Genomic DNA, 16468 nt, shown 5'->3' with positions numbered 1-16468 from the left:
CTCCCGTGATTCCCGCAGCCGGCTTGCGACCGGCTGTTGAAACCAGGAAAAACAATAGCAGATTCGGCGCCGGCTGGCACCTAGAGGGTGTGATGGGCTAGGGAGGGGGGCGCGTTCGCTCGAGAAGGGCCCGACGCCCCGGGTGCAATGCGGCCGGGGGCGCCCCTCAACAGCTTATTGCGTGGTGAACGACCAGTTCCGGCTGACCGGGACGCCATCCACCGCCCCGGAGAACTGCACGTCGTAGACGGTGGTTGGGCGCAGCGGTTCGAGCGGGATGATTGCGGCGGCCGAGGACGGCGTGAGCGGGTCGGCGGTGCTCTGCAGCAGGCGCACCTGCAGCTGGCCGCCGCCGCGCGGCCGGATCGTGAAGCTCTGCACCTCGACTGTCGAGGTGATGTCGGCGTGGATGCTGACCGGGTAGCCGACTTCGTCGCGCGACGGCACCGGATCGGGGACCTCGTGGTCGCTGAAGAAGTTGCGCTGCACGCCCTGCTGGTTATCGAACGGGTAGACCACATACCGGCCTTTTCCGAGCCCGCTGTCGAGGCGTTGCGTGACGAAATTGGCGCTGAAGTAGGTCGCGCCGCGCGGCACCGTGGCGGCGCCGCCGCCGACCTGTTCGAAGATCGGATCGAAGATCACGAAGCGGTGGTAGATCGCGCCGATCAGGTCTTCCGCCGCGTTGAAGCCGGACGGATCGCCGGTGGCCGACAGGACCTCGCCGTACGCATAGCGGGTGACAAGCTGGTAGCCGGCGGCGACCAGCCGGTCGCGCACGTCCACGCCGGTGAAGCCGGGCGCGTCCGGATCCTGCTCGTGCGTGATGACGTCGTTGAGTTTCTCGTATTCCGAATGGCCTTGCGCGGCGGCGTCGGCGGCGGCGGTACGGGTCAGCACGCGCAGGCCGAGCTGCTGGCGGCGGAAATTGAACCAGTTCACGCCGTCGGTCGCCGTGTTGCCGGTCGCGGCCGGGCCGGTGGGCGCGGCCGCGACGACCGATGCGGTTTCCGGCCGGGATTCCGAACTGCTGCCGCCGCCCCCGCCGCCGCAGGCGGCAAGCGCCAGCGCGGCGATCAGCGCAAGCAAGGCCGAGCGAGAATGTCGCTCCATGTTGTGTCCTTTCGAGAATGGGCGGTGGCCGGGAAGCAACCGTGACGCCGAAAGCCGGTTTAGAGCCGGGCGGCGGCATTAGGTTGCAAGGCCAACACGGAAAGTTTCCGGGCGGTTGCAGGGCGCCCCGTTACGGAAACCTTACCCGGACTCGAGGCGCGCAGTCTTGCGCGCCGTCCAACAACACGATGCAATCAGATGCACAACCGCAATAACCAATGTAAGAACCGGGCGTCGTGAAGAGGGGCATCGCGATGGCAACCGGCAGAACAGGGCGCATGCGAAAAAAAAGGAGTGGCGTCGCCCGACACCACTCCAACCCCAGGAGCGGCCGGGGTGGAAGAGACGTTTCGACCCCAGCCGGCACTGCACCTGCATCGTAGGCGATTTACCCGGGGTCAATCCAATGCCATGTATGCATCGTTCCATGCATCGGCAGCATAACCGTGCGGGCGCTCGCCGGGACCTGCGTTAGTAGCCGACGGTGAAGCGGCGCCGCGCATGGGCCGGCTTTTCCAGTTCGTCGACCATTGCCACCGCATAGTCTTCCACCGAAATCCGGCTCTCTCCGGCGGCGTCGACCAACAGCTGGTCCAGGCCCAGCCGGAACCTGCCGGTGCGTTGGCCCGGCGCGATCGACGCCGAGGGGCTGAGCATGGTCCAGTTCAGCCACGCCTGTTCCCGCAGCAGCGCGAGCGCGTCGCGCGCGCCCTCCGCGGTCTGCCGCCACATCGCGGGAAAGCCGGGGCTGTCGAGGACCTGCACGCCGGGCGACACTTCCAGGCTGCCGGCGCCGCCTACAACCAGCAGGCGCGGCACGTCGGCCTGTTCGGTGGCGGCGATGATGCTGCGGATGCCGCGCATGTAGTAGTCGTAGGTGTCTTTCTGCGCGTGGCCGCTGAAGGCGGAAATCACGGCGTCGTGGCCTCTGAGCTGCGCCGCCAGCCGTTCGCGGTCGAGTACGTCGGCCGCGACGGCGACGAGATTGGGTGACGCCGCCAGCTTCTCCGGATGCCCGGCAAGGGCGGTGACGCGATGGCCGCGCGCGAGCGCTTCCTTCAGGATGGCGGAACCGATGAAACCGGTGGCGCCGACGAGTGCGATGTGCATGAGATCCTCCTTGGTCGTTGAATGGCACGCTTGCATCATCGCGAAATCGATTGATCAGATAAACAGCACAAGCAATAATTGATTGTTTTCCATTCCTAAACAATCGACATGCCCGTGCCAGAGATCGACCTGAACAGCCTGCTGGTGTTCGACGCGGTGGCGGAGGCCGGCAGCTTCACCGCGGCGGCGGAACGCCTCGGCACCGCCAAGGCCAGGGTCAGCATCCAGGTCAGCCGCCTCGAAGCGCAGCTCGGCGCGATGCTGTTTTCGCGCACCACGCGGCGCGTCGCGCTGACAGACGCCGGACGCCAGCTGCATGAGGAATGCAAGCCCTTGCTGCTCGGCCTGCGGGACGCGCTCGACCAGGTCGGGCAGGAGAACGGGAAGGATGGACTGACCGGCGTGCTGCGCGTGACCACCAGCGTCGACCACGCGGTGCAGTCGCTGGCGCCGGCGCTTGCGGCATTTGCGGGGCTGCATCCGCTGCTGCAGATCGACCTGCGCACCGGCGACCGGGTGGCCGACCTGGTGGGCGAAGGCATCGACCTGGCGATCCGGCTCGGCTGGCTGCGTGACTCGTCGCTGCGCGCGGTGAAGCTGGGTGAATTCGAACAGCTGCTGGTGGCCTCGCCCGCCTACCTGGAGCGCGCGGGCCGGCCGAAGCGCCCGGAAGACCTCGCGCGGCACGATTGGGTGGCGCTCACGCTGCTGCCCACGCCGCTTACCTGGAAATTCATGCGGCGCGGCGACACCCGCACGGTGCAGGTGAAGTCGCGCATGCGCGTCGATGCGCCCGGCGCGTTGCGCGTAATGCTGGGCGGCGGCGCCGGCATCTCGGTACTCGACCAGTACAGCGTCGAGGCGGACCTGAAGGGGGGACGTCTGGTGCGGCTGCTGCCGGACTGGTCGCTGCCGCGCGCCGGCATCCATGCGGTCTATCCGCCGGGACGGCACGTGGCGCCGAAGGTCAGGGCCTTCATCGATTTCTACCGGGACTGGCTGCGCCAGCGCTGACGGCCTCAGGAGAAGGACAGGCGCGCGCAGGCCCAGGCATCCGGTTCGGCGCGGCGGTGGCCGCGCGCGGCGGGTGCCCGCAGCGTCAGCCGGTCGAGGGAAAACTGGCGCAGGTGCCGCAACACGCTCTGGTTGATTCCCATCGCGGCCTGCATCACCAGCAGGTCGACGTCCCGCCGCGGCGCGTCCGGCATCGCCGGTTTCGCCGTGGCGCGCCGCCCGCGGGCCGCCTGCTCGGCGAGCACGCAGCGAAACGCATCTTCCAGCGTCAGGGTGCCAGCGGGGCATGCGAGCAGCCAGCTCTGCGCAAGGCCGGGCGCGGGGCGCAGCAACTGCTCGCGGCACAGCATCGCGCACAGGCGGAACAGTTCGCGCGCCGTGCGCCCGGTATGCCTTTCCAGCTGCGCGATGTCGACCGCGCGCGGCGAGCAGGAGACGAACTTGCCGAGGACCTCGGCCACCACGCACAAGCGTTCGTACAAGGGCCCGTTGCCGAGAATAGCGTCGGTCATGCCATCCCTCCGACAGCCGCGCGGGCAGCGCTGCCTGCGGCACGGCGCGCCGCGCCGCGCACAGGGGAAGGAATGGTGTCGGCGTCCAGCCTGGCGGTATCGTGCATGAGCAATCCTCGGTAAGGGTTAAATGCATCGGCGCCTGCGGGTAGAAAGCGGATGCATGCGCACGCAAACAGTGCGCCTCACCGCGCTTGCAATTTGCAGGCCAGCAATGTCCGCAGCGTCGCAGCATGACGACGCCGCAGTGCGTAGCGATTGCACTCGAACGCATCAAGCTGCGGGCCCCGCACGCGGCGAAGAAGACGTGGCGCGCCCGCACCTTTTTAGTGCTCGGCAGAAAGAGCTTGCGCACAGCTGGTGCGCGCAGGTGACGGGATGACGTTGAACAAATTGCCCTGGCGCTTGTCCCACTCGCTCGACAGGGAGCGCTTTCACAATGCCGGCGCCGTAAACGAGAATTCGTCACAGGCGGCGAGCGGCTTCTCATGCACCACCTTGCCTGCTGTTGTTCGCACCGGTGGAGTCATGCAGGTTTTCTTGTCGCCCTGTAACAGACAGGGAAAAGGCCTTCACAAAGACATCGCTGTCAAGACGTGATTTGTCCTCGTGAATGGTTTACAGTGTGTTGAACGCCTTGCGCACTGCCCTCCATAGAAGAGTGGCGGGAGCCTTTGCGTTCCGTGTCTTGAACCGGATAGTTTTACAGCCTGAAGTCTTGCCCATGAAACCCGTCGCACCCGGCACCGTCATCTTCCATCGCCATCGCGGCTATGGCGTCATCACCTCGGTCAATCTGCTCACCGGCTGGGTGTCGGCGCGCTTCGGCGACGAAGTGCGCACGCTGGACCTGAACCTGTCGCATGACGAACTGCAGCATGCCGACGGCGAGCCGATCCGGTTTCGCCGCGATGCGCCGGACCGCATGCCGCACGCGCGCCTGATGGCGATGGTGCGCGAACTGCACCGTGCCGGCTACGAGCGCCTGTATCTGTATTCCTGGCCCAAGCCCTCCGGGCTGCACTGGCGCTGGCATCTGTTTACCGGACAGCGCAACTGGATCGATCGCGCATGGCGCGAAGGCTGGTACGGCTCCGGCGCGGATTACAACTTCAATCCGGTACTGGGCTGGGGCGACCAGCCGGGCGCGAGCGCGCAGGAGCTGGCGAGCGCCTTCGCGCGCTTCGACCCGCATGGGCTGGCGCAGGCATTGCGCCGCGATGAAGACCATACCGCATGGTTCGACGCGGTGTGCGAAGCCTTGCTGCCGAACTATGCGTACACGCTGGGATGGGATCTGCGCGACGGCCCGGTGCCCGACCATCTGCCGGTGATTCCGGTGCGGCGCGGCGTGCCCGCGTATGCCGGTCCGCCGCTTCCCTGGCCGCCGGGCTGGACCAGGATCTGGACCGGCGGACGCGCGCTGGTGAAAACCAGTTTCAGAACAGGTCGCGCTGACGCCCCGTCCGGCGTCGTTCGTTGATCTGCGCGATCGACGTCTGGCGCGGGCCGGGCAACAGCACCACCGCATCGCCGGCCTGCAGCATCCCCGTTTCCACCACGCGCAGGTAGAAACCGCTGCAGCCCGCCTGCAGCATCATCTTCGCCGCGTGGGAAAAGCCCATCTTCGCATTGAACTTGAAGCAGGGCTGGCGCGGCTCCGTCACTTCGAGCAGCACGCCGCCCGGGCCGCCGATCTGCAGGCGGTCGCCGACCCACACCGCGCTCTCCGCAATGCCCTGCAGCGTCAGGTTCTCGCCCATCATGCCCCAGGGCAGCGGCTCCTCGCGCTTCAATGCGGCCAGCCGCTGCGTTGCCCAGAATGCATAGTGTTCCGACGGATACGCATAGACCGCCTTGTTCAGCCCGCCGTGCACGGTGAGGTCGGCCTGTTCATCGCCGTCGAGCCCGAGCCTGTTCACCTGTACCGGCCCCGGCACCGGCTGCTTGTGGATCCCGGTGACGATGCGGCGCGCGCGCCCGGATTGCGGGATGAACAGCTCTCCCGCCGTGGCGACGTTGACGCTCACGAGCTTCATGCCGCCTCCGCAAGACGGCGGCGGTTGGCCAGGCTGGACGCATACAGCGACACCGCGATCGCCGCGGCGATCGGCACCGCGCCGTAGAAGGACAGGTGCGCGGTGCCGGCGGTGGAAACGATCAGGCCGCCGATGAAGGCGCCGGCCGCCTGCCCGAGATAGATCGCGGAAGAATTGAGCGACACCGACGCGGACGCCAGCTGCGGCGCCATCGCCACCAGCCGCGCCTGCTGCGAGCCGTTCACCGCGAAACAGCCGAGGCCCCATACCAGCGTGAGGATCACGGTTGCCGGCAGCGAGCCGCGCGTCAGCGGCCACAGCGCGACCGCCACCAGCATGCAGCCCATCGCCGCCACGCCCACCCGCATCGGCCCGACGCGGTCCATCACGCGCGCGCCGATCACGTTGCCGAGCACGCCGGTGATGCCGAAGCAGAGGAACATCATGGAGATCACCGCCGGACTGGCGCCGATGAAATCCTTGAGCAGCAACGCCATGTACGAAAAGACGGTGAACATGCCGAGCGCCTGAATCGCGGTCACCGAGATCGCCAGCAGCAGCGGCGTGTCGGCGAACAGTACCTTCCACGCCGCGCGGTCCATCGGCGCGACGAACAGCTTCGGCGGGATCTGCAGCCATACCCCGGCGGCGAACAGGGCGGAGAGCAAGCCAACCAGCGCCAGCGTCGGGCGCCAGCCGATATGCGCGCCGAGGTAGGCGCCGAGCGGCGTGCCGACCACCGCGGCGATCGACCAGCCGAGGAAGACCAGGTTGATCGCCTTGCCGCGCGTCTCCGGCGGCACCATCAGTCCGGCGGTGGCGGCGGCCTGCGCGGTGAAGACCGCGGCGCCGATCGCGGTCAGCATGCGCGCCGCCAGCAGCACGTCATAGCCGGGCGCGAGCGCGGCAAGCAGATGCATGATCCCGTACAGCAGCAGCGACGCGGTGAGCAGCTTGCGGCGGTCGACCGCACTGGTCCATCCGGCAAGCAGGGGCCCGGTGACGCAGATCGTCATCGCGAACGCGGAAATCAGCAGGCCCACCCGGGCCGGCGACACCGCGAGATCGGCGCTGAGCTCGTTGAGCATGCCGGGGACGATCATCACCCCGGTGCCGATGGCGAAATTGCCGAGGGTCAGGGTCCAGAGTCTGGATTGCATGGAGGCTCACAGGATGGGCGAGCCTCTAGTGTAGCGAAAGTCGAACGGCTGTGCCGTGAACGGCGAGCCCACGGCGCACATGCCGCCGGGAATGCGTGATACCACCCCAAGCATTGGTGTATGTCCGTGCGCGCGACCCCAGCCGGGCAATGCATCCTACCCGCGCTGCAATACTTCCGGATTGAGCACGTTCCTCGGCGTGCCGTTGGCGAAGTCAGCGACGTTCTGGAACGCCGCGCGGAAATACAGCTCGTAGCTGTCCTTTTCCACATAGCCAAGGTGCGGCGTGGCAAGCACGGTCGGCATGCGCAACAGCGGAGCATCGGCCGGCAAGGGCTCGGTGTCGAACACATCGAGCGCGGCAAAGCCCGGCCTGCCGCGTCGCAGCGCCGCTTCCAGCGCGCCTTCGGCCACCAGCTCCGCGCGGCTGGTATTGACGATCAGCGCGTCCGGCTTCATGCGGCCGAGGTCTTCCGCCGTCACCGCGCCGCGCGTGGCATCGCTCAGGCGCAGGTGCAGCGACAGCACATCGGCCTGTTCGAACAATGCTTGCTTGCTGTCGGCGGCGCGGCAGCCGTCCTGCTGTGCGGCGGCGCGGCTGGCGTCGCTCCCCCAGACCAGCACGTCCATGCCGAACGCCTTGCCGTAGCCCGCCACCAGGCGGCCGATGCGGCCGTAGCCCCAGATGCCGAGCGTCCTGCCTTTCAGCACCCGGCCCAGCGTATTCAGCTCCGGGTTGATCGAGGCCATCTGCCACAGGCCGTCGCGCAGGTTCGCCGCATATTGGGGAATCTTGCGCGACGCCGCCATTACCAGCGCCCAGGTCAGCTCGGCCGGCGCGGTCGGGTCGCCGACGCCTTCGACGATCGCGATCCCCCGTTCCGAGGCCGCGGCGACGTCGATGTGACCACTCACCTTGCCGGTTTGCGAGATCAGCCTGAGGTTTGGCAGTTTGCCAAGCAGCTGGCGGCTGAACGCGGTGCGCTCGCGGATCAGGACCAGCGCGTCGAACTCCTTTAGACGCAGCGCAAGCTGTACTACACCTTTTGCGCCAGTCGTGAACACTTTGACATCATGCCCATCTAAAATGTGAAAGCAGTCGAGGTGACGCACGCGGTCCTGGTAGTCGTCGAGAATGGCGATTTTCATGCGAAATATGCTGGGGTCGTGGGAATTGCGTAGCAAAGATACGGATCTTCAGAGAAACCTGAAAGCCTTACTACATTACTCAACAAATATTCCTACAATTTTGTTGTAAATCATTGAGCGAAGGTATGGCGGGCGTGTACAATCTGAACCTATTTTTCACAACTCCCCCTCGGAGTTTGCAATCCCACCGACCCGAGCATTATTCCATTTTTCGGGACGCGCGGTCACACCAAGACGACCGCCTTCGACAAGACCGCCGTACCGCTAGACCACCACGCACTAGCCGAGCCAAAAGCTGACGACGATCCTGCCGTGCCGCCGGGACAAGACAGAATTCTTTATTGGCATTGGAGGTAGTTTTTATGAACCAGCCCGTTATGGGAGGCATTGCAGCATTGAATGCACCAACTTACGTCAAGCACCAGAAGCTGATCAGCTGGGTATCGGAAATCGCTGCGCTGACCAAGCCGGACCGCATCTACTGGTGCGACGGGTCGCAGGAAGAGTATGACCGCCTGTGCGCCGACATGGTCGCCGCCGGCACGATGAAGAAGCTGAACGAGGCCAGGCGCCCGAACAGCTACCTGGCCTGCTCCGATCCGTCGGACGTGGCGCGCGTCGAAGACCGCACCTTCATCTGCTCGGCGAAGCAGGAAGACGCCGGCCCTACCAACAACTGGGTCGCCCCGGCGGAAATGCGCGTGACGCTCAACGGCCTGTTCGATGGCTGCATGCGCGGGCGCACCATGTATGTCGTGCCGTTCTCGATGGGCCCGCTCGGCTCGCCGATCGCGCACATCGGCATCGAGCTGTCCGACTCCCCGTACGTGGCGGTCAACATGCGCATCATGACCCGCATGGGCAAGGCGGTGTATGACGTGCTGGGCGCCGACGGCGAGTTCGTGCCCTGCGTGCACACCGTCGGCAAGCCGCTGCAGCCGGGCGAGAAGGATGTGCCGTGGCCGTGCAACCCGACCAAGTACATCGTGCATTATCCGGAAACCCGCGAAATCTGGTCCTACGGTTCCGGCTACGGCGGCAACGCGCTGCTCGGCAAGAAGTGCTTCGCGCTGCGCATCGCGTCGACCATGGGCCGCGACCAGGGCTGGCTGGCCGAGCACATGCTGATCCTCGGCGTGGAATCGCCGGAAGGCAAGAAGCACTATGTCGCCGCGGCCTTCCCGTCCGCCTGCGGCAAGACCAACTTCGCGATGCTGATCCCGCCGAAGGCATTCAACGGCTGGAAGGTCACCACCATCGGCGACGACATCGCCTGGATCAAGCCGGGCGCCGATGGCCGCCTGTACGCAATCAATCCGGAAGCCGGCTATTTCGGCGTGGCGCCGGGCACCAATACCGCGACCAATTCCAACTGCATGGCGTCGCTGACGGCCAACACCATCTTCACCAATGTCGCGCTGACCGATGACGGCGATGTCTGGTGGGAAGGCATGACCAAGGAACCGCCGGCGCATGCGATCGACTGGCAGGGCAAGGACTGGACACCGGAAATCGCGAAGGAAACCGGCCGCAAGGCTGCGCACCCGAACGCGCGCTTCACGGTTGCCGCCACCCAGAACCCGGTGATCGACCCTGCGTGGGACGATCCGGCCGGCGTGCCGATCTCGGCCTTCATCTTCGGCGGCCGCCGTTCCACCACGGTGCCGCTGGTGACCGAGGCCCGCAACTGGGTTGAAGGCGTGTACATGGCCGCGACCATGGGTTCGGAAACCACCGCTGCGGCTGCCGGCCAGCAGGGCGTGGTGCGCCGCGACCCGTTCGCGATGCTGCCGTTCATGGGTTACAACATGAGCGACTACTTCCAGCACTGGCTCAACATGGGCAAGAAGATTGCGGCATCGCCGGCCGAGCTGCCGAAGATCTTCTGCGTGAACTGGTTCCGTACCGACGAGAACGGCAAGTTCGTGTGGCCGGGATTCGGCGACAACATGCGCGTCTTGAAGTGGATGCTCGACCGTATCGAAGGCAAGGCCGGCGGCACCGAAAACATTTTCGGCGTCACCCCGCGCTACGAAGACCTGCAGTGGGACGGCCTGGAATTCACGCAGGAGCAGTTCGACCGGATCACCTCCATCGACAAGGCGGCCTGGGAAGCGGAATTGGCGCTGCACGCGGAGCTGTTCGACAAGCTGAAGTATCACTTGCCGACGGAGCTGGAGTCGACCAAGGCGCAGCTGGAGAAGCGGCTGGCAGCATAAGCGGCACATCATGGTCCCGCTTTGGCGGGACGCCAGCAAAAAGCGCGGCAGGGCGACCTGGCCGCGCTTTTTTTGTTACGTGGTGCAAACGCCACATTGTGCGCAACCGTTTTTTTCACGATGTAAAAACGGAAAGACCTGATAACGCGCACTCCTTGCGCCTGAAGCGGGCGCTTACCGTATCCCCCGGCTTATCAATATTGCCAGAAGGAAAGTAACCTTTCCTTACAATTCGCTAGTTGCCGTACGGCAATATCCTGCCACAATACCTGCATGCCTGTGATTTACTGAGGGCAAATCTCTTTACGCGACATGTGGCAACGCCATGGACTCCATTTCACATCACGACGACGCCCCAGGCGCCAACCCGATCCCGCCCTCGTTGCGGATCGAGGTGCTGCAGGCGCTCGCCGATACGGCGGGGAACCTGGCCAACAAGCAGATTGACAGCTTCATCACCCGGCTGTCCGATGCCTTGTTCGAAGCATCGAAAAAGGCGGCCGATCCGCAGGAAGCGAAGCTGTGCGCCGCCTCCGCCGCCCTGCTCAAGCGCAATCGCTATCCCTTTTACTACGTGGTGTCCGAAAAGCTCGGCACGCTGCTGCACAACGAAGTGCTGGCCGCCGAATATCCTGGAACCGAACAGGAGAGCGACGCCGCGCCGGCGTCCCTGCCGCCGGATCTGGAAGTCGACAAGAAGCTATGCCTGATCAAGGCGTCGCGCGCGATCGAAGGCGAAAACGCGACCCGGTTTACCGCATTGAACGTGCGGCTCGCATCTCTGCTCGGGCGCGACCAGCTGCCGACGGCGCAAAACCCGTTCCGGCCGCAGGTGTTCCTGACCGCCGTGCATGACGCCTGGTGTGAATTCCAGCCCGATACCAGTACCCATCACCTGGTGTACCGCCTGCTCGGCCCGTCGCTATGCATCGACCTCGCGCCGATCCTGCATGCGCTGAACATGGCGCTGATCAAGCGCGGCATCGTGCCGCACCTGGCAAGCGCAGCGCCGGCCGCTGAACCGGCCGCTGCCCCGGCACCGGAAGACACGGCGGTCGACCCGGTCATCCAGCAGTTGCGCCGCTTGTTCCCGTTTGAAGAGAAGCCGGCTGCGAAACCGGCGGAACGCAGGCTGGAATCCGACTTCCCGTCGCTGTTCGCCGGCGACGCCGTGCAGGCCACCGCCGCCCGCAACGAGCTGGTTGGCTATCTGGCTGCGGTGCAGCGCAGTGTGAACGGCCATTTGCCGGCGGCAGGCAGGAACGCGGTGCCGTACTACGTGGAGCTGCTGGACAAGATCAGGAAGGAAGCGCCGGCCGGCGCGCTGAGCGCGGCCGACAACAGCGTGTTCGACCTGCTGAAGAACATCTTCCGCATGGTATTCGACAACGAGCACATCGCCGACGAAATGAAAGTGATGATCGGGTCGCTGCAGGTGCCGGTGCTCAAGCTTGCCGTGCTGGACAAGGATTTCTTCTTCAAGCAAAGCCATCCGGCGCGCCGGGCAGTCGAGCTGCTGGCCCGGCTGGCGGTTGCCTGGGATACCCGCAAGGCGGACGCCGACCCGGTCTACGCCCTGATCCAACGCAGCGTCCGCCGCATCCTGCAGGAATCCGACCAGCATGCGTCGGTGTTCGCCGACGTCGCGCAGGAGCTCGAAGCGATGATCCGGCGCGACGAAACCGCATTCGAACAGGCGCACGCGGAACCGATCGGCAGCGCGCTGCAGCAGGAAAAGCACCAGCAGTGCGAGCAGGCCGCGAAAAACGAGGTGGCGCTGCGCATCGGCACCGGCGAGGTGGTCGCCTTCGTCGAGACCTTCCTCGAAGACAAATGGGTTCCGGTGCTCACGCTCGCGTACGGCGTGAAGGACGAGAAACCGCAGGCAGTCGACAGCGCGCTCAGGACCATGGACGACCTGTGCTGGAGCGTGAAACCGAAGATCACCGCCGCCGAGCGCAAGGAACTGCTGGCCAAGCTGCCGCCGATGATCGCGATGCTCAACAAGTGGCTCGACCTGATCCATTGGCAGGGCAAGGAGCGCGAGCGCTTTTTCAAGGAACTGTCGGAGTGCCACGCGTCGATCGTGCGCGCACCGCTGGAGTTGTCGCCGGAGCGCCAGATGCAGATCGCGCTGGCGGTCGCCAAGCGCGCCGCGGAACGGCGCCAGCAGCGCCAGGCAATGCAGCAGCCGCAGCCCGAGCCGGACGAATACGACCGCATGGTCGGCGCCATCGAACGCGGCGCCTGGGTGGAGTTCCGGCGCAAGGACGGCGTGGCGATGAAGGTGAAGCTGGCCTGGGTCAGCCCGATGCGCAGCCTGTTCCTGTTTTCGGCGCGCGGACGGCAGGAGGCCTTGTCGATTTCCGCCGAAGGCCTGGCGCAGGCGCTGCGCGAGCGGCGCGCGCAGATCGTATCGCAGCCGGGACTGGTGAGCCGCGCGCTGGCCGCCGCGTTCGGTGCCAACGACGCAATGCTGGAAGCGAAGTCAGCGGCTTGACGCTGCTTTCCCCACGGCGCGACCGCATCCCTGGTCGCGCCCTTTTTTTGCCTCGGCGGGCCGTCCTGCGCCGTCCCGGCCAGCCTTCGGCCGGGATCAGGCAGAGGCGGTTTAGAAGCTTTCCTGGACGCCATTTCCAGCGTTCCGCGCGATCAACAAGATCGGGTTTCCATCGGCCCCACCCCCGCCCCTTTCGTCAACAGTTGCGGATTGCGGCCGCGCCGGAAACGGTCGGGCACGGTCGCGCGGAACTGATGTCACGCCGGCGCACCTAAACAACGCGTTGCACCGCAACGCGTGCGTATGGGAGACCGGGTTTGACGCAACAGGAGGGCCGCAAGGGCATCACGCTCGACGACTTGCTGGAACGGGTGGAAGCCGCGGCGCGCGCCATCGAACACTTGCGAGCGGCCAACGCCGATCTGGCGCGGCAGTTGCGCGCAACGGAAGCGGCGGCGCAGGCGGATGCGCAGGACAAGTCACGGAAAATCGAAGCGCTGGAGCAAGAGCTCGCCGCGTTGCGCCACGACGCGGCGTGGTGCCGCTGGTTCCGCAACAAGTACCAGGATTCGACGTTCTACTCGCATATCGAACGCGACTTCCGCAAGGAGTACCTCGGCGAGGATGTCAGCGGCGAAGAGTGATCATGAGGGGATCATGAGCGGCCGCCGGCGGCACGCATCGGCTTCGGCTTCGGCTTCGGCTTCGGCTGGGCGGCCGGCGCCGGCGCGCCGAATGCGATCGGCGCCGCGCAATCCGGGCGCATGCCGCGGCAACCGCGATACGCCTCGCGCAGGCTGGCCAGATCCGTAGTGTAGTCGCCGGTCAGCATCAGATAGGTCACCAGCCGCACTTCCTTCGTCGCATAGTCGAAGCCGGCCAGTCCCACCGGCACGCCGGCGGTCAATGCGATGTGATAAAAGCCGCTGCGCCATGCATCCCGGTATTTGCGGGTGCCCTCCGGCGCCAGTGCCAGCCAGCATTCTTCCTCTGCATTGATTTGCTGCGCCAGGCGCTCGATCGCGCCGGTGCTGGCGCCGCGCTCGACCGGCACGCCGCCCCAATAGCGGAACAGGGGACCGAGCAAGGCGCCGCAGACGCCCTTGAACAGCGCTTCCTTGCCGAGCCAGCGGAAACGGATCCCGATCGCCCATTTCGCCAACAGGCCGATGACGAAATCCCAGTTCGAGGTGTGCGGATAGACGATCACGACGCCGCGCGGCCCGGGCAGGGGCGCGAAGTTCACGCGCCAGCCGAACAGGGCGAGCAGGCGTACCGCGCAACGCTGCTTCCTTGTCGCGACGTTGCGGGATGTCAGGTAATGGTCAGGCATGGTGTGGGGTACGGAGGCCCTGTTCTTTTCAAATGGAGCCCGTGTTGATTTGTGGAAACGAATGTTACCTGAAGGCGAAGACAGATGCGGCAATTCGTGACCCGCTATACTGCTTCATGATTCAATCGACAATCAGACAACTTTTTAAAGGATTGCCACATGGCCGGAGCCAGCCTGTTAGCCCTGCTTGACGATATCGCCACCATCCTCGACGACGTGTCGGTGATGACCAAGGTCGCCGCCAAGAAAACCGCCGGCGTGCTGGGCGACGACCTGGCACTGAACGCGCAGCAGGTGGCCGGCGTGCGCGCGGAACGCGAACTGCCGGTGGTGTGGGCGGTGGCCAAGGGTTCGGTGAAAAACAAGGTGATCCTGGTGCCGGCCGCGCTGGCCATCAGCGCCTTCGCACCGTGGGCGGTGACGCCGCTGCTGATGATCGGCGGCGCCTTCCTCTGCTACGAAGGTTTCGAGAAGCTGGCGCACCGTTTCCTGCACCGCAAGGAAGAAGACCAGAGCCATCACGCGGAGCTGGTCAGCGCGCTTGCCGATCCCTCGGTCGACATGGTCGCGTTTGAAAAGGAAAAGGTGCAGGGCGCGGTACGCACCGATTTCATCCTGTCTGCCGAGATCATCGTGATCGCGCTGGGCACCGTGGCCGACGCCACGTTCGCGCAACAGGTCGCGGTGCTGGTCGGCATCGCGGCGATCATGACCATCGGCGTATACGGGCTGGTAGCCGGCATCGTGAAGCTCGACGACGGCGGGCTCTATCTCACGCAGCGCAGCAGCGGCATGGCGCAAGCACTCGGCAGGGCGATCCTGCGCATCGCGCCGTACCTGATGAAAACGCTGTCGGTGGCGGGCACTGCGGCGATGTTCATGGTGGGCGGCGGCATCCTCGCGCACGGACTGCCGGCGGTGCATCATGCGGTGGAAGGATTCGCGCATGCCGCCGGCGCGCTTGGCCCGCTGGTGTCGGCGCTGGGCAGCGCGGTGGTCGGCATCGTCGCCGGCGCGATCGTGCTCGGCGTGGTCACGGCCGGGCAGCGCATGCTGGGCCGCCTGAAGCGCGCCTGAGGCTACGCCGGTTGACCCGGGTGCACACCGGCGCTAACCTGAAGCCCCTCCTGCCGCCGATCCGCCATGCACGCACCCGCCGCTTTTCCACTCGCCGCCGTTCTTTTCCTCGCCCTGCTGCCGCTGAACGCCTCGGCAGCGCAGCCGGTTGTCCATGAAAACACGCTGGGCATGCAGTTCGTGCTGGTGCCCGCCGGCGAATTCCTGATGGGCAGCGACGAAACACCGGAAGCGCTGGCGCGTGCTTATCCGCAGTATGATCCCGCGCGCTTTGCGCAACTCGGCGATGAAGCGCCGGTGCACAAGGTGCGCATCACCCGCGCGTTCTATCTCGGCCGGCACGAAGTCACGGTCGGCCAGTTCCGCCGCTTCCTCGACGCCTCCGGCTACCGGCCCGAATCCGAGGCGGACGGCACCGGCGGCTACGGCTACAACCCGCAATACGATCCGGCGCAATCGGCGCGTGGCGACGCGTTCGAAGGGCGCAGCCCGGCCTATTCCTGGCGCAACCCGGGCTTTACCCAGGGCGACGACCATCCGGTCACCAACATCACCTGGAACGACGCGGCGGCAATGGCGCGCTGGCTGAGCAAGACCGAAGGCAAGACCTATCGCCTGCCAACCGAAGCCGAATGGGAATACGCGGCGCGCGCCGGCACCCGCACCCGCTATCACAGCGGCGACGATCCGCAGTCCCTGCTGCAGTCGGCGAATGTGTTCGATGCGTCGGCCAGGGGCAACTGGGAAAAGTGGGCGGCGTTCGCGCTCGATGGCAGCGACGGCTACCCGTTCACCGCGCCGGTGGGCAGCTTCAGGCCGAATGCCTTCGGCCTGCACGACATGCACGGCAACGTGTGGGAATGGTGCGCCGACTGGCATGACGACGATTACTACGCGCGGTCGCCGGCGGAGGACCCGAAGGGGCCGGACAGCGGCAAGGTGCGCGTGCGGCGCGGCGGGTCCTGGCATACCTGGGCGTTCTATGCGCGCGCCTCCTATCGCAACTGGAACCATCCAGGCACGCGCTACACGCTGGTCGGCATGCGGCTGCTGCTGGAAAAACCCTAGCCGGGGCGCGACCGAGGCACGGCGAGCAGATCAGGGTTTGGCACCTGGAGGATGGCAGGGTGGTAGAGCCGCAGGCGAAACCCGCCGTTTTGACTTCGTCCATCGAGGCGCACGGTGGGTTTCGCTCGCGCTCTACCCACCCTACATTCCTCTACGTGTTAAAACCATCTGGAT

General features: G+C 65.8%; 14 protein-coding genes. 7 read left to right on the top strand and 7 right to left on the bottom strand.

The features are described 5' to 3' along the window. Positions 1-174 precede the first annotated feature (174 nt). Both VEC01_RS16985 and VEC01_RS16980 read right to left on the bottom strand, forming a co-directional pair. Positions 175-1113, bottom strand: coding sequence for a CAP domain-containing protein (locus tag VEC01_RS16985; protein WP_324902094.1), 939 nt, complete (start codon positions 1111-1113; stop codon positions 175-177). A gap of 471 nt (positions 1114-1584) precedes the next feature. Continuing rightward, a complete protein-coding gene (locus VEC01_RS16980) occupies positions 1585-2223 on the bottom strand; it encodes an NAD(P)-dependent oxidoreductase (protein WP_324902093.1) in 639 nt (212 codons plus the stop codon). 108 nt (positions 2224-2331) lie between these two features. Here VEC01_RS16980 and VEC01_RS16975 point away from each other — a divergent pair, with 108 nt between their 5' ends. After that, positions 2332-3237: a LysR family transcriptional regulator gene (locus tag VEC01_RS16975; RefSeq protein WP_324902092.1), complete on the top strand. Its 906-nt coding sequence runs from the start codon at positions 2332-2334 to the stop codon at positions 3235-3237. A gap of 5 nt (positions 3238-3242) precedes the next feature. Here the strand turns inward: VEC01_RS16975 and VEC01_RS16970 are convergent, their stop codons facing one another. Then, positions 3243-3749: a hypothetical protein gene (locus tag VEC01_RS16970; protein ID WP_324902091.1), complete on the bottom strand. Its 507-nt coding sequence runs from the start codon at positions 3747-3749 to the stop codon at positions 3243-3245. Positions 3750-4473: 724 nt separating this feature from the next. Here VEC01_RS16970 and VEC01_RS16965 point away from each other — a divergent pair. After that, positions 4474-5232 (top strand): L-asparaginase, encoded by a 759-nt coding sequence (locus VEC01_RS16965; protein WP_324902090.1) that lies wholly within the window; start codon positions 4474-4476, stop codon positions 5230-5232. On the opposite strand, the gene VEC01_RS16960 is transcribed toward VEC01_RS16965, so the two are convergent. The 3 genes from VEC01_RS16960 to VEC01_RS16950 form a co-directional block, all read right to left on the bottom strand. Further along, the gene (locus VEC01_RS16960; RefSeq protein WP_324902089.1) at positions 5189-5788 is read right to left on the bottom strand and encodes an MOSC domain-containing protein; all 600 of its coding nucleotides are present in this window, start codon (positions 5786-5788) and stop codon (positions 5189-5191) included. The two genes, VEC01_RS16965 and VEC01_RS16960, sit on opposite strands and share 44 nt — an antisense overlap. Then, positions 5785-6948 carry an MFS transporter gene (locus VEC01_RS16955; protein ID WP_324902088.1) on the bottom strand — a complete coding sequence of 388 codons (1164 nt, stop codon included), beginning with the start codon at positions 6946-6948 and terminating at the stop codon, positions 5785-5787. Before VEC01_RS16955 ends, VEC01_RS16960 begins: the two co-directional genes overlap by 4 nt. A 156-nt stretch (positions 6949-7104) precedes the next feature. Next, entirely contained in the window at positions 7105-8097 is a 993-nt protein-coding gene (locus tag VEC01_RS16950) for a D-2-hydroxyacid dehydrogenase family protein (RefSeq protein ID WP_324902087.1), read from the bottom strand. Between the two features lie 362 nt (positions 8098-8459). Here VEC01_RS16950 and VEC01_RS16945 point away from each other — a divergent pair, with 362 nt between their 5' ends. The 3 genes from VEC01_RS16945 (at position 8460) to VEC01_RS16935 (ending at position 13460) form a co-directional block, all read left to right on the top strand. Beyond that, on the top strand, positions 8460-10316 hold the full coding sequence (locus tag VEC01_RS16945; protein ID WP_324902086.1) for a phosphoenolpyruvate carboxykinase (GTP): 1857 nt from the start codon (positions 8460-8462) through the stop codon (positions 10314-10316). Positions 10317-10641: 325 nt separating this feature from the next. Further along, positions 10642-12816, top strand: a complete 2175-nt coding sequence (locus VEC01_RS16940) for a DUF1631 family protein (protein WP_324902085.1) — start codon at positions 10642-10644, stop codon at positions 12814-12816. A gap of 317 nt (positions 12817-13133) precedes the next feature. After that, positions 13134-13460 carry a hypothetical protein gene (locus VEC01_RS16935; protein WP_324902084.1) on the top strand — a complete coding sequence of 109 codons (327 nt, stop codon included), beginning with the start codon at positions 13134-13136 and terminating at the stop codon, positions 13458-13460. Between the two features lie 11 nt (positions 13461-13471). On the opposite strand, the gene VEC01_RS16930 is transcribed toward VEC01_RS16935, so the two are convergent. After that, complete coding sequence (locus tag VEC01_RS16930) at positions 13472-14149, bottom strand: 1-acyl-sn-glycerol-3-phosphate acyltransferase (protein ID WP_324902083.1); 678 nt, start codon at positions 14147-14149, stop codon at positions 13472-13474. Between the two features lie 159 nt (positions 14150-14308). On the opposite strand from VEC01_RS16930, the gene VEC01_RS16925 reads away from it, so the two are divergent. Beyond that, complete coding sequence (locus tag VEC01_RS16925; RefSeq protein WP_324902082.1) at positions 14309-15226, top strand: DUF808 domain-containing protein; 918 nt, start codon at positions 14309-14311, stop codon at positions 15224-15226. A 66-nt stretch (positions 15227-15292) separates the two neighbouring features. Beyond that, positions 15293-16294 (top strand): formylglycine-generating enzyme family protein, encoded by a 1002-nt coding sequence (locus tag VEC01_RS16920; RefSeq protein WP_324902081.1) that lies wholly within the window; start codon positions 15293-15295, stop codon positions 16292-16294. Positions 16295-16468 lie beyond the last annotated feature (174 nt).

Source organism: Noviherbaspirillum sp., from assembly GCF_035627455.1.
Lineage (GTDB): Bacteria > Pseudomonadota > Gammaproteobacteria > Burkholderiales > Burkholderiaceae_D > Noviherbaspirillum.
Note: the sequence above shows the minus strand (reverse complement) of the source record. Positions and strands in the feature narration are given on the sequence as shown.